The following is a 21,629-nucleotide window of genomic DNA, read 5'->3' as shown; positions in this document are numbered from 1 at the left end:
CCGCGAGAAAATCGAATTGTCAGCCATGGGCGACTGCCATCGCTTCATGCGCGGCCATCGCCGCTTCGAAGATGGCGGTGGCCGCGGCCATGTGCCGTGCGTCCGCCACTTCGACGGCAGCCGGGTTCAGCAAGGCCGGCGCCACCGGATGCTCGCCACCCGGCAGGGCAGCCAGCAGCGCGTCGATATGCGGCGCGTCATGGGTGCCCAGCGCTTCCTTCACGACTTCGGCCGCATTGGCTGCCGGAGTGGCCTGCTGCGCCGCCAGAACCGCCGCCGCGTTGCCGTCGAAGGCAGGCGGCAGATCGATCGACTGGGCCAGCAGGCCCTGATGGCCGCTGAGGTCGGGCTGCGGAGCCTGGGCCGTATCGGCTGTCGCCGCATGCGCTTCGCCGCCGCCGGACAGGGTGGCATGCTCCGGCGCAGCCTCCTCGCTGGCATGGCCGGTGGACGTAGTGGGCTGCTCATGCGTCGCCTGATCGTCCGTCGTGGCGAGCGAAGTCGGCTGGCTCTCCTGCGAAGGCGCCGGTTCGGTCGTGGTCATGGCAGCCGGTGCGGTCTCCGTAACGGGCGGAGCGGTTTCCGCCGGAGCGGGTGCAGGCTGCTGCTCGGTCACATGCTCGGCCGCACCCGCCGCCGCGACCAGGCTGGCGGCTACCAGCGCCTGGTTGAAGCCGCTGGCCGTGCTATCCGTCTTGCTCGTGTCGCTTGCCTTGGCGCCGGTCGCGAACATGACGTCCCCGACCGTCCCCTTGGTGCCGTCGGTGCGGACGAAGCTCGCCTCACCCAGCACGGTGACGTCGCCATTGGCGGCGGTATAGCCCTTGCCGTCCGCGGTCAGATTGATCGCGGCGATGCCCATAGCGGTGAGCGACTTGAACTCGCCCGCGTCGACCACGCCGTTGCCGTTCGCATCCTGCCAGACGCCGAAATCAGCGAAGGCCGCGTCCTTGGCATCGAATACGCCGTCGCCGTTGCTGTCATAGGCAAGGCGCAGGCCCTCCAGGTCGCTCGCGGCGCCGGGCGCATCGTCGGCAAAGACGATGTCGTAACCGCCGCCCGTCGCATGGGCGAGCAGCCCGTCGTCGGAGGAAACCCAGGCGGTCGCAACCGCGCCATGGCCATAGTCGTGGGTGACGCCCGCCGACAGACCGACAAATTCCAGCCCGTCGCCGTCCAGGTCGATGGCGACCGGGGGAACGGCAACCGGGTTCAGCGTGACGCTGACCGAACTGTTGACGCTGTCACCGTCTGCATCCGAGGCGACGATGGCATGGTTGATGTTGATTGGCGTGCCGCTATTCAGCGTCTCAACCGAGAAGACGCCGAGGTCGAACGGATTGTTGACGTGCGGCGATTCCACCAGCACCGCATCGAAGCCCTTGGTGCCGACAATCTCATATTTGTCGTTCACCTGCAGGCCGGTGATGGTGACGCTGCCGGAAGCGAAGGTCACACCGATGCTGCCCTGCGTCCCCGAGCCGGTGAAGCTGTAGATATTCCCGGTGCTCACATCCGTGACGATTACCTTGGCGATCGGGACGAAGCTTTCGCCCGCTTCCGGCGTCACGGAAGAGAAGCCCAGATCCTGGTCGTTGTCGGCATCGATGGCCGTGACCTTGATCGACACGGTGCTGTTGGGATTGCCGCCGACCTGAGCGATATTCTGCTCGAAGCTGATCACGCTCTGGTGATCGGCATAGGAGAAGCCGGTGGTGGTGGCGGGATTGCCGACCAGCGTCTTGATGAGATCGATGCGTACCGCCTCGTCGGGATTGACCGACTGGTTGTCGACGCCGATGGAGTCGCTGTCGGTGTTGACCGATCCCCGGGCGCCCGAAGCGCTGCGGCCGGAAAACAGCACGTCGATGGCATCGGTGGTATCGACGCCCAGGCCGCGATAGTCGGTGTTGCCCGCCTTCGCCGCGCTGAAGCTGCTGATCGAAATCTCGCTGCCGTTGGTGATCGTGCCGTGAAGGTCGAACACATATTTGTCCGTCCCCGGCTGGAGCGTGATGGTGTAGCCGATGTCTCCGTCCGCCGTCTTCGCCGTCAGCACATTCGTGCCGTTGCCGAAGATGAACAGGTCTTCGCCGGCCAGCCGCAGCGTGGCGCCGCTGGTATCCTTGGCGAGCGCGCCGTCGGTGATGGTGAACAGCGCATTACCGACGCCATCGGCGCCCGCCACGCTGGCGAAGTTGAAGTTGAAGGCCGTGGCGGGACTGTCATTGTTCGCCACCGATCCAGCCGCCGGCGTGAAGGCGCTGGGCATATCGTCGTTGAACGAGATGTTGAGCTGCCCGATGGCCGAGGAGGTCGGGTTGGTCGTCGCGTTATAGTCGCTGTCGGTGACGAGGAAATTGAGGCTGACCGAGGCGTCATTCTCATTCCCGCCGGCCGCGTGCAGCACATTGTCGAGCAACGTCACCGTATAGGCGCCGGTCGTCGGATTGACGACGACCTGGAACAGCGGCGTGCCACGGCCGCCGACCGTCGTGATGGTCGCGGTCAGCGTGTTGGTCGTGCCGTTCCAGCTATAGGATACGGTGTCCGTACCAACCGTGCCGGTCGTGCCGTTCAGATTGGCGAAGCTCACGCTGCCGCCGCCGTCGGCGCCGAAGGTGAAGGGCAAGGTGCCGCTGAAGCTGGCCTCGCTGGGCCCAGCCGCGCCGGTGTCGCCCACATTGGCGTCGACGTCGCCGGTCGTGCTGGCCGCGTTGCCGCCGGTCAGGCCGTCGTCATCCAGCTTGGCGGCGGTGTTGTCCGCCGTCGGCTTGTTCGCGTCGCCCTGGAAGGTGAACTTCAGCGTCGCGCTGGCCGTGTCATTGTCGGCGTCGCGCATGACATAAGTGAAGCTGTCGAACGATCCCGAAGGCACCGAAGCCTTGGGCGTGTAGGTATAGCTGCCGTCGGAGAATAGCTGCAACGTGCCATAGGCGCCGACGATCGTCTGGCTGCCGCCCAGGGCGATGGCGTTGCCGCCGACCGATACGACGGCGCCGGGCGTGTCCGCACCGACATGGTCGTTGGTGAGGACATTGCCGGTGGAGGCAGCTGCCTTTTCGATGGTCGTCACATTATCGTCGACGGCGATCGGGCTGTCATCCTCGATCGTGACGGCGATGCTGGTAGCGACCGTGGCGGTGCCGTCGCTGACGTTCACGGGGACCAGGAAGTTCTTCACATCCTCGACATTGATGCCGCTGTGATCGACCGATTGCAGCAGCGTCACCGTATAGGCGCCGCCGTTGGTGATAGTGATCGTGATCACCGGCACCGCGCCGACCGAACCGGTCAGCGTCTGCGTGCCGACGCCGCTCCAGGTGACGGGCAGGCCGTCGGCGGTCAGCACCGCGCCCGGATTGCCCAGCGTCATGCTGATGCTGTCGCCGTCCACGTCGCTCGCGGTGATCGTGCCGGTGGCGACCGTCGCGTTGGTGGTGTCGTTCGGCAGGCCGGGTGCGGTGTCGGCATTGGCGCCGGTCAACCCCTCTTCCGAGACGACCGCGATGCCGCTGCCGACCTGCGGCGCGTCATTGGTGCCCTGGATGGTGATGGTCAGGGTCGCGGTGGTGCTGTCGCCGTCGCCGTCCGTGATCGTATAGGTGAAGCTGTCCGTCAGCGTCTGGCCGTCGTCCAGATGCTGGACCGCCGCCAAGCCATTGGTCAGCGTATAGGTATAGCCGCCCGAAGCATTGAGGACGAGCGTGCCATAGTTGCCGGTCGCGTTGCCGCCGACCGTGCCGCCAGTGACCGCCGTCACCGCGCCGCCCGCCGCCGGACCGTCGGCGCCCAGCGAGTCCGCGCCTGCCGGATTGCCGTCGCTGCCCGCGCCGGTCAGCACATTGCCGCTGGCCGTCAGCGTGACGTCTTCCTTGACGACGTCGGTATCGTCGGCCGCGACCGGCGTGTCATCGTCGACATTGATGGTCAGCGTGCCGGTGGCCGTGTCATTGTCGGCGTCGGTGACGCGATAGCCTATGTCGAAGCTGACGTTATTCTCATCGCCGTCCGCCGGATGGACGATGGCGGCGTTCTGGACCACCGAATAGGTGCCCGCAACCGGATCGGTCAGCGTCACCGTTAGGACGGTCGTACCATTCTGCTTCACCAACAGCACGGTGCCGTTGCTTTCATAGGTGAAGCCAGCGGGGGCCCCGGTGCCGAGCAGGGTGATGCCGCCCGGACCGTCGGCGCGATAGTCATGGCCGAGCGTGCCTGTGGCATTGAGGCTGTTCGCGTCGTCGCCCGTGCCGTTCGGATTGCCGCCCGACAGCGCGTCGTCGTCCAGTTGCACCACCGGATTGGCGCTGACAACCGGCAGGTCGTCGGACACGCTGACCGAAACGGTGCCGGTGGCGGTGTCGCCGTCGGTGTCCTGCGCGATCACCTGCACTGAGCCGAGCGCGACCAGATCGTCCACATTGAGGCCCGGATGGGTGTCATAATTGTCGTTCAGCGTGGCGGTCACGGTCGCGACATTGCCGGTGACCGACAGGTCCAGCGTGACGACCACGCCGCGCTCGTCCGAACCGGTGATCTGCGTGTCGGATACCCGCAGCCAGGTCAGGTCGCCAGTCAGGCCGCCGGTGCCGCCGAACACGATCGAGGTGATGGCGTCCGAACCGGGCGTGAAGGTGATGGTGCCGCTGGCCGAGTCCGGATTGCCGGCGCTGGTGCCGCCCGCCAGATTCTGATCGTCCAGCGCCAGGGTGATCGGGCCGCTTGCGGTGGGGATTGCGCCGTCCGTGACCGTGATCGGCTGCACGGCGGTCGACTGGTCCCCGTCGCCATCGGTGATGACATAGGAGAAGCCCGCGCTGACCCCGTTCGCATTGTTGAGGTTGGTCGAAGGGTTGAAGGTCCACGCCCCCGCCGCCGTGAAGGTGTAGGCGCCGAAGGCCGTGCTGACATTGGTCGTGCCCACGGCGTTGATCGCCGTCGTGACGCCGCCGATCGTGACCGAGGTCAGGGTGGCGCCGTCAGCGCCCAGCGTATCGTTGGTCAGGACATTGCCGCCGATGTCGGCGCCGTCCTCCGCCACGGTGCGGGCGGCGTCATCGGCCGCCGTCGGAACATCGTCCACCACGTCGATGGTGATGGTGCCGTTGGCGATATTGCCGGAGCCGTCGACCGCCTGATAAGTGAAGACCTCTGCACCCCCAAAGGTCTGCGGGCCGTCATTGGCGGTCGGCCCGTCGACCGGCGAGGTCAGCGTGTAGGTGTAGCTGCCGTCGCTGTTGAGCAGGATCTGGCCATGGCTGCCGGTCGCGGAGCTGGTCAGCGTGTAGCTGACCGCGCCCACGACGTTGAGCTGGCCGGTCGCGGTTTCGGTGGGCTCGCCCGGCGTGCTGCCGGTGACGCTGCCCGCCGCGATGTCGTCGCCGGTGATGCCGGTGTCCAGCGCCGCCTCGAAGACCGTCTTCGTCTGATTGTCCGCCGCCAGCGCGACATTGGCGACGTTGATGGTCAGCGTCGTCGTCGCCAGGTCGCCGTCCCCGTCGCGGATCGTGTAGACGAACACATCCTGCTTGTCGGCGGAGATGGCGTTGGGAGTCGCGTCATAGCGGTAGCTGCCGTCGGCAAAGAGCGTCAGCGTGCCGTAATCGCCCGCGACCGCCGTGCCGACCTGGCCGCTGACGGGGCTGGACGGATCACCGCCCTTGGCGACACCGACCACGCCCGGCGCATAGCCGTCCGCGCCCGGCTGATCATTGTTGAGCACGCCGTCGGCCGCCGCCACGATCAGCGAGTCGCCCTCGCTCACCGAACCGCTGTCGGCCGTGGCGACCGGCGCGTCGTCCAGCACGGTCACGTTGATCGTGTCGGCCGGCGAGACATCGCCGTCGCTGTCGGTCACGCGCACCGCGAAGGCGTCGCCCGCCTTGGGGTCGGCCGCGCCGCTGATGCCGTCGCCGTCGCTGGTGACATTGTCCGGATGGGCCGGGTCGTTGACCGCCAGCGTATAGCTGTAGCTGTAATGCCCCGCTCCGTCGGAGGTCACGGTCAGCGCACCCGCCGCGCCCGCGACCACCACCGGCGTTCCCGCCGTCGCCGCGGTCACGTCGACCCAGGCGCCGTTCTTGTCCTGCACCTCGACCCTGGTCAGCGTGTCGCCGCCGGTCGCGATGGTCATGGCGCCGGTCGCCGTCTCGCTGTTCCCCGCCTCCTGCGTGCCGCCGGGCAGGCCGGCTTCGGACACGGTCATGTCGGTCACGCTGACGGTCGGCGTCGAATCCTGGAGCAGATTGATCGTCACCGTGGCGGTCGACTTGTCACCGTCGCCGTCGGTGATGGTGTAGGTGAAGCTGTCGCTACCCTCCGCGCCCGCATTGGGGGTGTAAAGGAAGACGCCATTGCCCTGATAGACCACCGTGCCCTTGGCCGCACCGGTCTCCAGCGCCACGCCGCTGGCGAGGTTGACGCCGTCGGCCCCCGCCACGTCATTGGCGAAGACGTCGATCGTGACCGCCGCATTTTCGGTGAGCTGGCCCGCGACGTCGTCCACCGCAGTCGGCACATCGTCGACCACGCGGATGTCCAGGCTGGCGCTGTCGGTCGACCCATCGGTGTCGGTGACGACGACCGAGAAGCTGTCCGTCAGGCTGCCGTCATTGACGCCGCTGTGCAGCAACGTATTGTCGCCCAGCACATAGCTGTAGCTGACGGTTCCGCCGATCACGTCGCCGTCCGCGCCCACGGTCGGCGTGAAGCCGTTGATGCTGAGCGTGCCATAGGCGTTGGACAGGGTAACGCCGCTGATGAAGCCGTTCGCGCCGAAGATCGCCTGGCCGCCGACCGTGATGGCCGCCACGCCGTCCAGCGCGGACAGGGTGAAGCTGCCCGTCTGGGTCAGCGCCGCCGCATCTTCCGAGCTGCCGCCCGGCAGGTCGTTTTCGAAGACGGTTTCTTCCGCGCCCTCGCCGTCCAGGCCGCTGATGGTCACGCCATCGTCGCTGCCCTGGATGGTGATGGTGATGGTCGCGCTGCTGTGATCGCCGTCGCCGTCGGTCAGCGTGTAGGTGAAGGTCTCCGTCAGGGTCTGGTTCTTGTCCAGGCCCTGGACCACGCCATTTTCATTGTTCAGCGTATAGGCATAGCTGCCGTCCGACTGGATCAGGAGCGATCCGTACAGCCCGGCCAGCGGCGCGCCGACGGTTCCGGCGGTCTCGCCAAAGACAATGGCGCTGACATGCGCGCCGTCGGCGCCCTGCACATCGGCATTGCCGTCGGTCGCGTTGGCGTCCGCGCCGCCCGAACCGGCAATGACGTTGCCGTCGGCCACCAGCGGGCCGTCTTCGCGCACCGAGTCCGCATCGTTCACGGCGGTCGGCACATCGTCGATGATGGTGATGGTCAGCGTGTCGGTCGCCTGGTCGCCGTCCACATCGGTGACGGTGACGACGAAGCTGTCGGTCACATTGTCGCCAGCCGTGTTGGTGGTCAGCGTATAGCTATAGTCGATGCTGCCTTCGCTGAGGCCGGTGATCGTCAAAATGCCCTTGTCGGTGACGATTTCCTGGCCGACGCCGGTGATCGGAATATTGTTGATGGTGACGCTCGCCGGACCGTCCGGCGCGGTATAGGTGATCGTGCCGTCCGTGGTGTCGACGCCGCTGCCCGCATTGGAACCCATCGGATTCGTCAGGCCGGATTCGTCGACGATCGTGCCGTCGCCCACCTTGGGGATCGAAATGATCATGACGTCGCTGTTGGCGATGTCGATCCGCAGCGTCGCGGTGGAGGTGTCGCCGTCGCCGTCGCGCAGCGTGTAGCTGAAGCTGTCGCTCACCCCGCCCGGCGTGCCTGCCGCGCGGACATAGCTGTAGCTGCCATCGGCGTTCAGCGTCAGCGTGCCATAGGCGCCCTCGAACGTGCCGGTGGTCGCCACCACCGCGCCGTCCGCACCCTTGACGTCCGCGCCCGCCGCGCCGGAGACGGTGCCCGCCCCGGTGATGACATTGCCGGTTTCCGGGCCATAGGTGCCGGCGGCGACGCCATCGACATCATTGTGGGCGGTCGGCACGTCGTCGACGATCTGCACGTCGACCGTCGCATTGGCGGTCGACCCGTTGCGGTCAGAGGCGACGACGGCGAAGCTCTGCAGGATGCTGTCCGCGCCCGCCGCGCCATGGCCCAGGCTGTTGTCGGTCAGCACGAAGCTGTAGGTGAAGGTTCCGGCCGTCGGCACGCCGCCCTGCGTGGCGGTCGCGGTGAAGCCGGTGATGGTCAGCGTGCCGACCGGCGTCGTTACCACCTGCCCGGCGACGAAGGCGCCGTTGGCCAGCACCGACACGCCGCCGACCGTGACGCCCGACAGGCCGTCAGCGCCGCTGACGCCGAAGGAGCCGGTCTTGGTGAGGCCCGCCGCGTCGGGCGAACTGCCGTCCGCCAGGTCGTTTTCCAGCAGGACGACTTCCGCGCCCTCGATCCCCGGCGCGCCATTGAGGCCGGTGATGGTGATGCCGTCGTCCGCGCCGTTGATGGTGATGGTCAGCGTCGCCGTGGAGGTGTCGCCATCGGCATCGGTGATCGTGTAGCTGAAGCTGTCGGTCAGCGTCTGGCCGGGGACCAGGAACTGCACCGCCGCATTGCCGTTGGCCAGCGTATAGCTATAAGCGCCCGACGCATTCAGCGTCAGCGTGCCATATGTGCCCTGGAAGGTGCCGACGGTCGACACGACCGCCCCATCCGCGCCCTGGATGTCGGCAACGCCATCGGTGGCGTTCGCGTCGCTGCCGCCGCTGCCGGTCAGGACATTGCCGTCCGCGACCAGCGGGCCGTCTTCGGTCACGCTGTCGGCATCGTTGACGGCGGTCGGCGCATCGTCCGCGATCGAGATGGTGAGCGTGGCGCTCGCCTGGTCGCCGTCGCTGTCGGTTACGACTACGGTGAAGACTTCGGCGGGCGGCGTGCCGACCACATTGTCGCCCAGCACATAGCTGTAGCCGATCGCACCGTCCGCGATGGAAGTGATCGTCAGCACGCCGAGCGGCGTCGTGACCGTCTGCCCGACCGCCGTGATCGCGACGCCGTTGATGGTGACGCCCGCCAGGCCGTCGCTGGCGGTGATCGCGATGGTGCCCGTGGTGCGCTCGCCATCCCCTGCCGCGGCCGAACCGGCCGGCTCGTTGCCGCGCGCGGGAAGCCCAGCCTCGCTCACACCCGCGGTCGCGGCAGTCGCGCCAGCGGGTTGATCGGGGGTGATGATGGTGACTTCCGGCTCCTCATTGGGCGCGATGGGCAGGATCTCGCGCTCCTCGGGCTGGGTAAACAGCAATTCCGTCGGCGGCAGCAGGTCGCCCAGGCCATGCGGATCGCCCACATCGCCGTCGGGGCCGGTGAAATTGCCGCCGGAGCTGCGCGGCGGACCGGCTGCGGGCTGCGGCTCCTCCCCGATCAGCAAGGCCGCCAGGTTGACCGAGGGAATTTCGACATCGCCCACGACCAGGCGCGGCATGACCACCGCGCCGTCCAGGATCACCAGATCGGTGCCGTCCGGCAGGTGGACGATCAGATTGCGTCCGGAAACCTCGATCCCATTGATGTCGGTGCCGGCCGGCAGGACCACGGTGCCGTCGGGATTGGGTTCGACCGTGCGGACAACCTCCGCCCGATGCATCTTGCCGGGATGGACCGCCTTGCCCTTTGCGGCCAGAGCAGCCGCTTCCGGATGAAGGGCCTGCTGATGGTCAGCGGCGTCTTTGCTATCCCAATCGCGCTCGAAATCCATTGTCCATCCCACCTGTCGCCATGGGGGCATGGAAGGAGCGCGCAAGAGGCCTGGCCCAGAATGCACAGTGCATACGGAGCTGACATCTTTTCCCGACATTGCGGCAATCAGCGGATCAGCTATTGCCCCTAGTCAACGTTCTCCCGCCGGCAGGACCCTTTTGCCAAGTCGACCGCCGCCCCGGATTAACCTTCTGCATCTGTATTTTTACTGACCCGATGGCCGATCTTATTCTCCGCCTGCAAAATGAGTCACGAAGATTCCAGTTTTGTTAACCATTTAAACGCGATACGGCGGAAAAAATAACTTATGCTCTATTACGAACGATATAGGCGGAATTTCATACTTATATCCTTCAGCCTATGCTGAACTTGGATTTGGTTAACAAACAAGGCTTACGACATATGCGACTCGGGCGAGTCGATCCTGCTCCATTCGTTCAATGGCTGCCGCGACAGGGCTTCCCGACCGCCCCAATCGGATTGGAAGTTGCAAGGAAGGAATGAAAACGGGCGACCGGCTTGTGCAGCCGGCCGCCCGTCCAAAATGCGACCCATAGACTTATCGTGCGGAGCCGTGCGTTCCTTTCCGCGGCTTCGTCCAGTCGGCCTGTGACTGGCGATAAGCTATGGAAAATCAACCCCCCTCCGACAGGAATCAGGAATAGCGGCTATGGCGGTTTTAACAATTAACCCGATGACTTATATCCAAGGATAATTTCTCAAGACACGATGAAGAAAGACAAGGACATCCGTCCTCAAGGACCGGATTCTCTTGTTGCCTCCAACCCCTCGGACGGAGCTTTTTCCACATCATTTTCATGCGTGGCCGCCGGAGACATTGAGGTTACTGGTCCGTCCGTGCCGTTCATCGCACCGTTTGCGACGATCCCGGACGGTTGCGTGGGCGCGGCGGCGGCGATGGGCGGCGCAGGTCTGGGCATGGCGGCCAGTATCTGTTCCATCCGCCGGCTGCGCGCGCTGCCCGATCCGGTCGTCCGCCGAAAGCTCGTCACCGCATAATCGGCCAATGGCTCCGCCGCATCATAGCGTTTGCGCGCGATGTAGAAATCGACGAGATTTTCCACGGCAAGCTGGGTATTGGGATCGTCCTCTCCCCGCGTTCGCAAATAGCTGTCGAACACGCGCCGGTAGAGGCCTTCCGCCTCGCGATAGCGACCGGTCGCCTCCAGTTGCAGCGCGAGATCGTTGGCGGAGATAAGCGTGCGCGGATCGTCCGCACCGAACAACTCATCGGCGAGCGCCAGCCCCCTGCGCGCGGGATCGACGCCGTCAGCCGGATTGCCGGACGCATAGGCCGCCTGGGATGCGGCCACCAGCTTGCGCCACTCCTTTTCCCGCGCCTCGGTAACATCGGGGACATAGGGGGCCTGCGCATGCAGCGGCGGCGCGAGGCAGAGCAGCAAGGCGCCCCGCAATATCCAGCCCCTGTTGCCGCCGGTCATGGCCATCCTCCCCGCGCTAAGCCTTCCCTATATCAGGCTATGCGCGACAGGATTAAGAAAGTGCAAGCGCGACGTGCAGCCCGCCCGCCTAAGGCGCGAGAAGAAATCTACGCCGAAGCCAGTTCGGCATGACGGATGAGCACTTACCCCGTCAGCGCCTCGACCAAAGCCTTGACCTTCTTCTGCCGCCATTGCGGCAAGGGCGCGATCAGCCAGTAGGCGAGCGGGGACGGCGCAGCGTCGCCCACCTGCCGGATGCGTCCTGCGTCAATATCCGCCTGCGCCAGCAGGAACGGCACGCAGGCATGGCCGAAGCCATGGGCCGCCGCTTCGATCGCCAGCCCCGCATCGGCCACGCGGATCGTCGCGGGCGCGTCCCCCTTCGGGCAGCCGGGCCATTCGATGCGATGGTCAGGGCCGCCTTCCGTCGCTTCCACTGTGACGAAGGCCGCTTCGCCCAGCTTGATGCCTTCATTCTCGCCCGGCCCCTCGGCCAGTCGCAAGGCGAGGTCGAGATTGGCTTCGGTGAAGTCCAGCGTCTCGTCCGCCGCGACCAATGCGAATTTGAGGTCCGGCTGGCTTGCGGCATAGCCCGCAAGGCGCGACTGGAGCCATTTGGCGGTGATGTCGCGCGGCGCGGCGATGGTGAGGGAACTGCTGGACTGGCCAGCCTGCATGGCGCGCACTGCTTCTTCGAACTCCAGGAAACCGGCGCGAAGGGCCGCAAGGCCTGCCTCGGTTTCGGGAGTGAGTTCCAGCCCCTTGGGCGTGCGGCGGAACAGGACGACGCCCAGCAGGTCCTCCAGCGCGCGGATCTGTTGGCCCACGGCCGCAGGCGTCACCGCCAGCTCGTCCGCCGCGCGGGTGAAGGACAGATGCCGCGCCGCCGCATCCAGCACGCGCAGGCCGTTGAGCGGCAAATGGGTACGCTTCATTCAGCCACCGCCGGCGCGATCAGCGCGAAATGCGGGATGGCGATGTCGAACGTCTCGCCGCTCGCGCCGATCATATGATAATGCCCCTTCATCGATCCCGTCGGCGTGTTGAGCGGGCAACCCGACACATAGTCGTAGCTCTTGCCCGGCTGCACCACTGGCTGTTCCCCCACGACGCCGTCTCCATCGACCCGATGCTGCGTGCCCCGTCCATCGGTTATGATCCAGTGACGGGTCAGCAGTTGCACAGGCTGGTCCCCGTCATTCTCTATGCGGATATGATAGGCCCAGAACCAGCGGCCCCGGTCCGGCTCCGACTGTTCGGGCAGGAAGGTGACGGCGACGTGCACGTTGATGTCGCGCGTCGTCGCATGGAAGGGGAAAAGTGCGTTCACGGCTTAAGAAATGCGCCTTTCACCCCTCTTCCGTCAACGCCCTATCGACTTCAGGGCGCGATCCAGATCCTCGATCACATCGTCCGGGTCTTCCAGCCCGACGTTGAGGCGCAGCATATCCTCGGTAATGCCGACCTCCAGCCGCGCCGCTTCCGCCATGCCATAATGGGTGGTGGAGGCCGGATGCGTCATCAGCGAGCGCGAGTCCCCGATATTGTTGCTGATGTCGACCAGTTCGAGGCCGTTGAGCAGGCCGTGCGCCTCCGCCCGGCCGCCGCCGACATAGAGCGAGAAGATGGGGCCGGCCATCGCCATCTGCTTCATGGCCAGGGCATGCTGCGGATGGCTTTCGAGGCCCGGATAGAGCACCTTCGCCACCCGGCCTTCGAGGAATTCAGCAACCTTCAGCGCATTCTCGCTCTGGCGGCGGATGCGCAGGTCCAGCGTCTCCAGACCTTTCAGCACGACCCAGGCGTTGAACGCGCTGAGCGTCGGCCCGGTGTTGCGGTGGAAGGGCAGCAGCGTGTTGAGGATGAAATCCTCCGTGCCGCAGATCGCGCCCGCGAGGACGCGGCCCTGCCCGTCCATCATCTTGGTCGCGCTATAGGCCACCACGTCGGCGCCGAACTCCATCGGCCGCTGGAGCGCGGGCGTGGCGAAGGCGTTGTCGACGACGCTGGTGATGCCGTGCGCCTTCGCGATGCCGCAGATCGCGGCAAGGTCCGCCACGTCCATGGTCGGATTGGCCGGGGTTTCGAAGAAGAAGACCTTGGTGTTGGGCCGCACCGCCGCTTCCCACGCCGCATTGTCGGTCGCGTCGACAGTGGTCGTCTCGATCCCGAATTTCGGCAGCAGCGTATCGGTCAGCCAGCGGCAGGAGCCGAACAGCGCCTTGCCCGCGACGACATGGTCGCCCGCCGACAACTGGCACAGCAGCGCCGCCGTCATCGCCGCCATGCCGGTCGCGGTGGCGCGGCAGGCTTCGGCGCCTTCCAGCAGGGCGATGCGCTGTTCCAGCATCTCCACCGTCGGGTTCTGGAGGCGCGAATAGGTCATGCCCTCCTGTTCCCCGGCGAAGCGCGCCGCGGCGTCCTCCGCCCGGTCGTAGCTGTAGCCGCTGGTCAGGAACAGCGCCTCGGACGTCTCGCCATATTCGGTACGGGCGCTGCCGCCACGCACCGCCAGAGTGGCCGGACGCCAGTTCCGGGTGATTTCGGGATTCTGCCCGCTCTTGCGCTTCATTTTCTTACCCTCAGACCAAAGCCGCGAGCACGGCATCGCCCATTTCGACCGTGCTCATCGTGCCGCCCAGATCGAAGCTGCGGGCGCCATCGGCCAGCGCCTTGGCCACGGCGGCCTCGATGCGGGCGGCCTGTTCCGGCAGGTTCAGCGAGTAGCGCAGCATCATGCCCGCCGACAGGACCGTTGCCAGCGGATTGGCCTTGCCCTGCCCGGCGATGTCGGGCGCGGAACCGTGGATCGGCTCGTACAGGCCCTGGTTGCTGTCGTTGAGCGTGGCCGACGCCAGCATGCCGATCGAACCCACGCACATGCTCGCCTGATCGGACAGGATATCCCCGAACATGTTGCCGGTGACGATGACGTCGAACTGGCCGGGATTGCGCACGAGCTGCATCGCGGCATTGTCCACATACATGTGGCTGAGCGCGACATCGGGATAGTCCGCCGACACCTCTATCACCACGTCGCGCCAGAGCTGGCTCGTCTCCAGCACATTGGCCTTGTCCACCGAGCAGAGCTTGCCCCGGCGGGCGCGCGCCGCCTCGAAGCCCTGATGCGCGATCTTGCGCACCTGTTCCTCATTATAGGACATGATGTCATAACCTTCGCGCAGGCCCTCGGGCGTCTTGCGCATGCCCTTTTCACCGAAATAGACGTCGCCATTGGTCTCGCGCACGATCAGCAGGTCGATGGCGCTCGCCACCTCCTGCTTGAGCGCGGAGGCGTCGGCCAGTTCGGGGAAGACCTTGGCCGGGCGCAGGTTGGAGAAGAGGCCCAGTTCCTTGCGCAGGCCGAGGATTGCCTGTTCCGGGCGCAGGTGACGCTCCAGCGAGTCGCAATCGGGATCGCCCACCGCGCCGAACAGGATCGCGTCGGCGCGCTTGGCCAGTTCCAGCGTCTCGGGCGGCAGCGGATGGCCCACCGCCTTGTAAGCCGCGCCGCCGACCAGCCCTTCCTCATAGGTGATGCCGGGGATCGCCAGCGCGTCCAGCACGCGCTTCGCCTGCGCGACGATCTCGGGACCGATACCGTCTCCGGGGAACAGGGCGATCAACATGGGCAACTCCTTCAAACGCGTGGCTGCCCCTTATGAAGCCGCCGCCGCCAGCGCAAGCATTTAGGCGAGGGGAGAAGGAGGCGCGGCGCAGGAACACCGACCGCCAAAATTCAGGCAACCGCTCTTTTAAGCCTGTCCACCAGGCGCTCCCGCGCCGCGAGGACGTCGACGCGCCAGTCGGTAAGGACGGACCGTTCGAGAAAGAAGCCCGTCAGCCGCAGCCCGTCCAATAAGGCGGGCCAGTCCCCTGCTCCGCCCTCCAGCAGGAAAGCGGGCAAGGGCAACAGCCGGTCCTCATAGCCGACGGCCCCCGCCCGGCTGACCGCGGCCGCGCTGCGAGGGCTGACATAGGCCAGATCCTCATTCCCGCCGGTCGCCGCGCAACGGCTAAGGTCCAGCCCAAAGCCCAATTCCGCCAGCAACAGCAACTCATAGCGGATGAGCGCCACCGCCCAGCCCCGCGCAGCCGGCGCCGCCTCCACGGCGCCCAGCACGCCGTCCAGCGCCTGATGGAGCGCGGGATAGGGCGTCCCTTCCGGCAGGGCCACGGCGGTGAGCGCGCAGACCCAATCGATCGCGGCCGCAGGCAACGGCTCCGCCAGAAGGGGAGCGCGGCTGTGCTCCAGTTCGACGGTCAGCCCGGCCAGTTGCTCCTCCGTCCGGGCGCGGAATTCGGCCTTGACGGCATTGCCCGGCAACAGGACGGGGCGCAACTGGCGCGAACGTCCCCCCCGCACATAGCCGGCCAGCAGGCCATGGCCGGGCGTCAGAAGACGCGCGATCGCCCCATGTTCGCCATGGGGCCGCAACGCGCAGACCAGGGCCGGGGTGATCAGCGTCGCCATGCCCCCTCCATATCGGCCAACGGCCCGGGGCGCCATCCATGACCTTTCGCAGCCCAACTGTCCCGAAATCGAGCAAAATCGTCGCACGGGGCCCTTCTGACTTTTGATATATGTTGCTTTTCGATCAGGTCATGCGCACAATTATCGGCGGGGACTTGTCGGGGGACAAATTTCGCCATGTATCATATGCCCTTGGCGTCATCTTCCGTGATGGACCGCCTGGTGCTTTGGCTGGGACGTTCACCGACGCTGGGTTTCGCCATATCCCGCGTCGCCTTTTCCGCTGCGGCGACGTGGCAGATCGAAGCGATGTTCAGCAACGAGCCGGATTTTGCCCGCACGGCCTTGCTGTTGAAGGCAGCCGTGTGGACGTGGACGGCGATCAGCATCGCGCAGAATTCGCTCACGCCGCCTTTGGGCCTGCTGCTGCGGCCCATCTTCCTGATATTCGACCTGATCGCCTTCCTGACGGTCATCGTGCTGTGCGAACCCTTGCAGATCGCGGCGCTGGGCTGCCTGTTCTTCGTCGCCTGGTCCGCATCCGACCGGTTCGGACGCGGCGCGGTCCTCATCCTGGGGATTTGCCTGATCTTCGCCTTCATCGCGCGGGGATATTATGAAAGCTGGGCCTCGGCCCGCCATGTGCCGGCGGTGGACCGGGCGATCGACAGCCTGACCATCGTCATCGGCTGCGTCATCGCCGCCTCCATGTTGAGCATGAACATATTGGAGCGGCGGCTGATAAGCTGGTCGGAACGGCTACAGGGCGTCGGCCTTTCCTTCCAGAAGTCGCTGGCGCAATTTCTGGTGGAGCAGGTCTCCCAATTGATGAACTCCCGCTATTGCGCGTTCGTGTGGGAGATGATGGACGATACCGCCGTCCATTGCGAACTGTACGATGCCGACGGCGTGCGCCACCTCGCCCTGCCGCAGAAGCAGATCGACGGCCTGTCCAACGTGACGCCGCGGGAGGCGCCCTTCCTCTATTCCACCCAGTCGCCGCGGATGCTGCTGCGCAGCCGCCTCGGCATATTGCGGAACGAGCGCGCGCCGGACCTGATCGACAGCATATCGGACGTGTTCGGCCCCGGCCAGGGCGCGAGCATCCATATCCAGGCGGGGGAACTGCGCGGCCGGCTGTTCATCGGGACCAGCCATGGCTGGTCGCCCGCCGTTCTGCTGCGCTGCCTGCGCATACAGGAGGGGATAGACCTTTTCCTCGAACGCCATTTCTTCTTCCTCGCCTGGCGCCAGCGCACCTTTGCAGAGGCGCGTCAGGCGCTGAGCCGCGATCTGCACGACAGCGTGCTGCAGACATTGGCGGCGCTGCGCGTCAGACTCGCGACGACGATCCACGGCCTGTCGGATGCCGCCGTTCCGGACCAGTTGGCGGAACTCAGGTCGATGGAGGAACTGGTGACGGCGGAACAGGCGCATCTGCGCCGGCTGCTCAGCCAGCAAAGTCCGGTGTCGGCCGAAACCGATGTGGACCTTGGCCGCGAAGTCGAACGCTGCTGCCGCTTCATCGCCCTGCAATGGGCGATCGATTGCCGCCTGAACCTGGCCGAACGCTCCATGACCGTGTCGGCCGAAACGGCGGCGGAGGTCGAATATCTGATACGCGAAGCCGCTGCCAATGCGGTCAAGCACGCCCATGCGCGCCACATCACCGTGTCGATCGCGCAGGTCGACGACGAGATATTGATCGCGCTGAAGGACAATCCCGGACCGCAGGCGGTCGCCCGCGAAAACTATACCGGCGACTTCGAACTCCAGTCGCAATCGATCATGAAGCGGCTGGGCAAGATCGGCGGAACGGCATATTTTCATAATCTGAGCATGAATTCACTGATCTCGATCAGATTACCCTCCTCCTTACCAAGGTCTCCGATATGATGACCCAGATTGCGATAGTCGACGATCACCCGATCTTCCTGGACGGCATGGCGCAGTTCCTGAACTCCCACGGCCATGACATATTGTTCTGCGCCCGCTCGGTCGAAGAAGCGCTGGAGCGGATGCAGGCCGGCGAACCGGACCTGCTGATCCTGGATGTCAGCATGAAGAGTGGCGGCGGCCTTGCGATCCTGTCCGCCATCCGCAACAGCGGCAGCACCGTGCCGGTCATCTTCATGACCGTGCATATCCGCCCTGAACAGACGCTGGAAGCGATCAAGCTGGGCGTCGACGGAGTGGTGCTGAAGGACAGCGATCCCAACGACCTGCTAAGCTGCATCCAGCAGGTCATGAACGGCAACAAGAGCATCGCCCCCTTCGTCATGGAACAGGCGCTGGTGCACAGCATTTCCGCGCCCGCCAGCGAAGCCAATGTGCTTGCGGTGCTGACGGAGCGGGAACTGGAGATCGCCGGCCTGATCCGCGCGGGCCTGCGCAACCGCGAAATAGCGAGCCGGTGCGGCCTCACCGAAGGCACGGTGAAGGTGCACCTGCACAGCATCTTCCAGAAGCTCAACATCAAGTCGCGCTCGGAACTGATCATCATGATGATGTCGATGGACAGTGAAATGCCCGCCGTAGGGATGGAGCATTGAGCGGCTGTTTGGCGGCGAAATAGCAGAAAGCGGATCGTCTGCTTTCCCTTGCGGCGTCGCGTGCTCCCGCACTGGCTGGAATTCAATCCCGCCGCCAGCATGTCATCGCACCGGTTGAACTGAGATTGCACGAGCCACTCGATCAATTCGGGTGCCTCCGCGGGCGCATAATGGCGCCAACCAGCCGAAAGACGAGCCGGAAACGCCATCATGCCTGTATCCGGATCACCCGACACCCCTCGGCCTGAGCTTGCCGAATGGCTCAACCCGTACCCGATACGCGATCCGATTCAACCCACGATGCGCTAACTCAGCCCGTGCACGAAATCCGGCAGACGCGCCACGCCGCTGGGATTGGGTCCGGCCATATACAGCGCCATGATCGTACCCAGCGCAATCGCCACCCCATAGGGAATGGGCCCTTTCTTGCCGAACAGCGCAATGGACGAACCTTCCCGCACGCTCTGCGGCACCAGTCGCCGGCCGGCCATCAGCACCAGCGCCAGCACACCGCCCCCGACGGTGACATAAACGATCCAGGGAATCACCCCCGCCCAGTCGAACCACAGCGCACAGGCCGTCATCAGCTTGACGTCTCCACCGCCCATCGCGCGTATGGCGAACAGGCCGCATCCCACCGCGAACATGCCCAGGAAAACGGTGCCGTTCCGCCAAATGTCATTTTCCCACCCCGCCACAGCGACCCAGACCGCATAAAGCCCGACAACCAGCAGGGGGAAGATATTGGATATGCGCAGCCGGGCCATATCCTCCACCGCCGCCGCGATGAGGACGAGCGAAACGGCAAGCAGCACCAGATCCTTCATCACTTCTCCGTGGTCTTCAAGGTGTCGAGCGCGGCCGCGGCTTCGGGCACGAAACTGTCGGCTTCGGTCACGGCACGGCTGAGATAGGCCTGCGCCTTCGGCAGATCGCCCATCCGCATCGCCACCTGCCCGGCATTATTGAGCCGGCGCGCCCACTCATCGGCGGTGTCGGCAGGCCGGCGGCTGATGTCCTGTCCCGCCATCACATAGGCCGTGTCGCCATTCGCGATCACCCGCGCATCGTCCGGTGCGCTTTCGCGCGCCTTGTCGAAGATCACCGCCGCCTTCTCGGCCTTGCCCTGCTTGAGCAGCGACAGTCCGTAATTGTTGAGGACCTGGGAAGGCTTGTCGGTGAGTTGGAACGCCCGCTCATAAGCCGCATTGCTCAACGCCCAGGACTGCGCCTGGTCATAGGCCACGCCCAGCGCATTCCATGAGCGCCAGCGACCGTCGCAATCGGCCACAGCCAGGCGCAACGGCTCGAGCGCCTCCTGCGACCGGCCTAGGCGCAGCAGGGCGATCCCCCTCCCCTCATCGACGCGGCAGTTGTTGAGGCCACTTCGCTCCAGCGCGGTGAAACGCGCCAGCGCCTCCTCATCCCGCCGCTTTTCGAGCGCCATGCGCGCATCCGCAATCTTTATCGCTTGCAAGTCGCCCGATTGCGCACCAGCCCGCCATTGGCTCAACATCGCATCCGCCTGGATGATCCGCCCGCCATCTATCGCCTCGTCCACCAGCCGGGCATAGTCCAGCGGCGGCGGCACCGCCCCGGCGGATGGCGCCGCAACCGCCAGCAGCAGCGCCCCGATCATCCCCGAGCGCCTTTCCGGTCGGGCCGCACCATGCTCTTCCACAAGCGCTCGAACAGACCGTCATAAGCGGGCTTTGCTTCTTCGCGCGCAGCCAGACTGGGCAAAGCCGCCGCATCCGGCCTGCCGACGGCGATGATGGGGGCCGTCAGTTCGGGCCGAGCCTGCGTTTCGGCCACGGTGACGATCCGGGTCGTCAGTTGCGGGTTGGTGCGTGCCGCCGGTGCCGCTGCCTCCATCGTCCGCAACCGCACCTCGCCCAAGGAAAGGCGTTCCAACTCGACGCCCGCGACCGGCGCCGGGCGCGCGGCCGGAGCAGCCGAAGCCAGTTGAGCCAGCGTCGGACGAGCAACGACGGCCGCACCCGCCTGCGCCGCGCCGGCCTGGGCAAGCAGCGCATCGGCCTCGCCTTTCAGGCCTTGCGCCGACAGGCTCCGCGCGAAGTTGCGCGCGATGCGGGCATCTTCCGGCGCCCGCGACAGGGCCAGTTCGAAAAATTCCCGCGCCAGATCATGCCGCCCCATGGCCGCATAGCTGATCGCCACCCCGTTCAGGCCATGCGCATCGGTCGGATCGTTGCGCACTGCGCGGCGGAAGGCATCCAGCGCCAGCGCATATTCCCCCCGCGAAAACAGCAGGTCTCCCCGCGCCAGCGCATCCTGCGCCGGTCCGGCAGGCTGCTGATTGACGGGCCTTATCGAAAGGACGCCTTTTTGGGTCCCGCTGCACGCCGTCGTCGCCATGATAAGAGCGACTGCCATTATCCCTTTGTTCATGGTCCCCCCTCCCCCCTTATCCTAACGAGTCATGACCGGCAGGATGTCGCGCACCACCCGCACCACCGCCGGCAGCATCAGCACGCCGATCATCACCGGCAGCATGCAGGCGACCAGCGGCACCGACAGCAGGACCGGCAGGCGATGCGCCTTCTCCTCGGCGCGCATACGCCGCTTCTCACGCATCTCCGCTGCATAGACGCGCAAGGTCTGACCCACGCTCGAACCCAGTTGATCGGACTGGATCAGCAGCGTCGCGAAGGAGCGAATTTCGTCCACGTCGACATCGTCCGCCATGCGCCGCAAAGCATCCTGCCGGCTACGCCCCGCGCGCAGTTCCAGAACCACCTTGCCCAGCGCCGCCGATACCAGCGGATGGGACAGGGCCAGTTCGCGGCCCACCCGATCCATCGCCGCCTCCAGGCCCAGGCCCGCCTCGACGCAGACCAGCATCAGGTCCAGCGCATCGGGAAAGCCGTGGACGATTTCTTCCTGCCTGCGCGCTGCCTTGGCCGAAATATAGAGGTTGGGCATGTAAAGCCCCGAGACCGCCAGCAGCGATGCGATCATATAGAGGGTGAGCGGAGCGGGCGGTTCCGGATTGCCGAGCGACGTGATCACGAATATCGCAGGCAGGGCAAAGGTCAGCACAAGACGAAAAAGGGTGAATAGCTTCGGCGCTTCGGGCGACATGTAACCCGCCGCGATCAGGCGCCGGCGCAGGTTCACATTGTTCGTATCGACCAGCGAGATCCCCATCTTCTCGATGCGGTCGACCAGCTTCTTCCACTCGCTGCTGTTGCGTTCACCGCGCAGCGTCTGACTGCCATTCTGGGACGCCCCGCCTTCCCCGACCAGGTCGAGCCGGCTGCGCACCCGCGCGTTGCGCATCACCACTTCCGACAGTCCGAAGACCAGCGCAACGATGGCGATGAACAGCAAGCCCAACAGGAAAGGCCGCAACTGGATGAACAGTGCCGAACTCAACATCGC

At 65.7% G+C, this 21,629-nt stretch carries 13 protein-coding genes; 2 read left to right on the top strand and 11 right to left on the bottom strand.

The features are described from left to right. Positions 1–19: 19 nt before the first annotated feature. The 7 genes from LDB29_RS04230 to recO all read right to left on the bottom strand — a co-directional run bounded on the left by LDB29_RS04230 (position 20) and on the right by recO (position 15,672). Positions 20–9,733, bottom strand: a complete 9,714-nt coding sequence (locus LDB29_RS04230) for an Ig-like domain-containing protein (protein WP_257556271.1) — start codon at positions 9,731–9,733, stop codon at positions 20–22. A gap of 757 nt (positions 9,734–10,490) precedes the next feature. Continuing rightward, entirely contained in the window at positions 10,491–11,198 is a 708-nt protein-coding gene (locus LDB29_RS04225) for a tetratricopeptide repeat protein (RefSeq protein ID WP_025546556.1), read from the bottom strand. 143 nt (positions 11,199–11,341) lie between these two features. Beyond that, on the bottom strand, positions 11,342–12,133 hold the full coding sequence (locus LDB29_RS04220) for a LysR family transcriptional regulator (RefSeq protein ID WP_025546554.1): 792 nt from the start codon (positions 12,131–12,133) through the stop codon (positions 11,342–11,344). Continuing rightward, a complete protein-coding gene (gene apaG, locus LDB29_RS04215) occupies positions 12,130–12,528 on the bottom strand; it encodes a Co2+/Mg2+ efflux protein ApaG (protein ID WP_025546552.1) in 399 nt (132 codons plus the stop codon). The genes LDB29_RS04220 and apaG overlap by 4 nt, the downstream gene beginning before the upstream one ends. A gap of 33 nt (positions 12,529–12,561) precedes the next feature. Further along, on the bottom strand, positions 12,562–13,770 hold the full coding sequence (gene metZ / locus LDB29_RS04210) for an O-succinylhomoserine sulfhydrylase (RefSeq protein ID WP_025546551.1): 1,209 nt from the start codon (positions 13,768–13,770) through the stop codon (positions 12,562–12,564). A 10-nt stretch (positions 13,771–13,780) separates the two neighbouring features. Further along, entirely contained in the window at positions 13,781–14,827 is a 1,047-nt protein-coding gene (gene leuB / locus LDB29_RS04205) for a 3-isopropylmalate dehydrogenase (RefSeq protein ID WP_025546550.1), read from the bottom strand. A 110-nt stretch (positions 14,828–14,937) separates the two neighbouring features. Next, complete coding sequence (gene recO / locus LDB29_RS04200; RefSeq protein ID WP_025546548.1) at positions 14,938–15,672, bottom strand: DNA repair protein RecO; 735 nt, start codon at positions 15,670–15,672, stop codon at positions 14,938–14,940. Between the two features lie 210 nt (positions 15,673–15,882). On the opposite strand from recO, the gene LDB29_RS04195 reads away from it, so the two are divergent. Further along, complete coding sequence (locus LDB29_RS04195) at positions 15,883–17,568, top strand: sensor histidine kinase (protein ID WP_226870019.1); 1,686 nt, start codon at positions 15,883–15,885, stop codon at positions 17,566–17,568. Beyond that, positions 17,565–18,224 (top strand): response regulator transcription factor, encoded by a 660-nt coding sequence (locus LDB29_RS04190; protein WP_099185835.1) that lies wholly within the window; start codon positions 17,565–17,567, stop codon positions 18,222–18,224. The genes LDB29_RS04195 and LDB29_RS04190 overlap by 4 nt, the downstream gene beginning before the upstream one ends. A 305-nt stretch (positions 18,225–18,529) precedes the next feature. Here the strand turns inward: LDB29_RS04190 and LDB29_RS04185 are convergent, their stop codons facing one another. Genes LDB29_RS04185 through LDB29_RS04170 form a run of 4 tightly spaced genes read right to left on the bottom strand, consistent with a single transcriptional unit; the run spans position 18,530 to position 21,626 of the window. After that, complete coding sequence (locus tag LDB29_RS04185; protein ID WP_229742625.1) at positions 18,530–19,051, bottom strand: prepilin peptidase; 522 nt, start codon at positions 19,049–19,051, stop codon at positions 18,530–18,532. Then, a complete protein-coding gene (locus LDB29_RS04180; protein ID WP_257556263.1) occupies positions 19,051–19,863 on the bottom strand; it encodes a tetratricopeptide repeat protein in 813 nt (270 codons plus the stop codon). The genes LDB29_RS04185 and LDB29_RS04180 overlap by 1 nt, the downstream gene beginning before the upstream one ends. Beyond that, positions 19,860–20,621 carry a tetratricopeptide repeat protein gene (locus LDB29_RS04175; RefSeq protein ID WP_244968664.1) on the bottom strand — a complete coding sequence of 254 codons (762 nt, stop codon included), beginning with the start codon at positions 20,619–20,621 and terminating at the stop codon, positions 19,860–19,862. The genes LDB29_RS04180 and LDB29_RS04175 overlap by 4 nt, the downstream gene beginning before the upstream one ends. A gap of 36 nt (positions 20,622–20,657) precedes the next feature. Continuing rightward, positions 20,658–21,626, bottom strand: coding sequence for a type II secretion system F family protein (locus LDB29_RS04170; protein ID WP_025546536.1), 969 nt, complete (start codon positions 21,624–21,626; stop codon positions 20,658–20,660). Positions 21,627–21,629: the final 3 nt, after the last annotated feature.

The sequence above is a fragment of the Sphingobium sp. CFD-2 genome (genome assembly GCF_024611135.1).
In the GTDB taxonomy this organism is placed as follows: Bacteria; Pseudomonadota; Alphaproteobacteria; order Sphingomonadales; family Sphingomonadaceae; genus Sphingobium; species Sphingobium fuliginis.
This window is presented reverse-complemented; position numbering and strand designations above follow the sequence as displayed.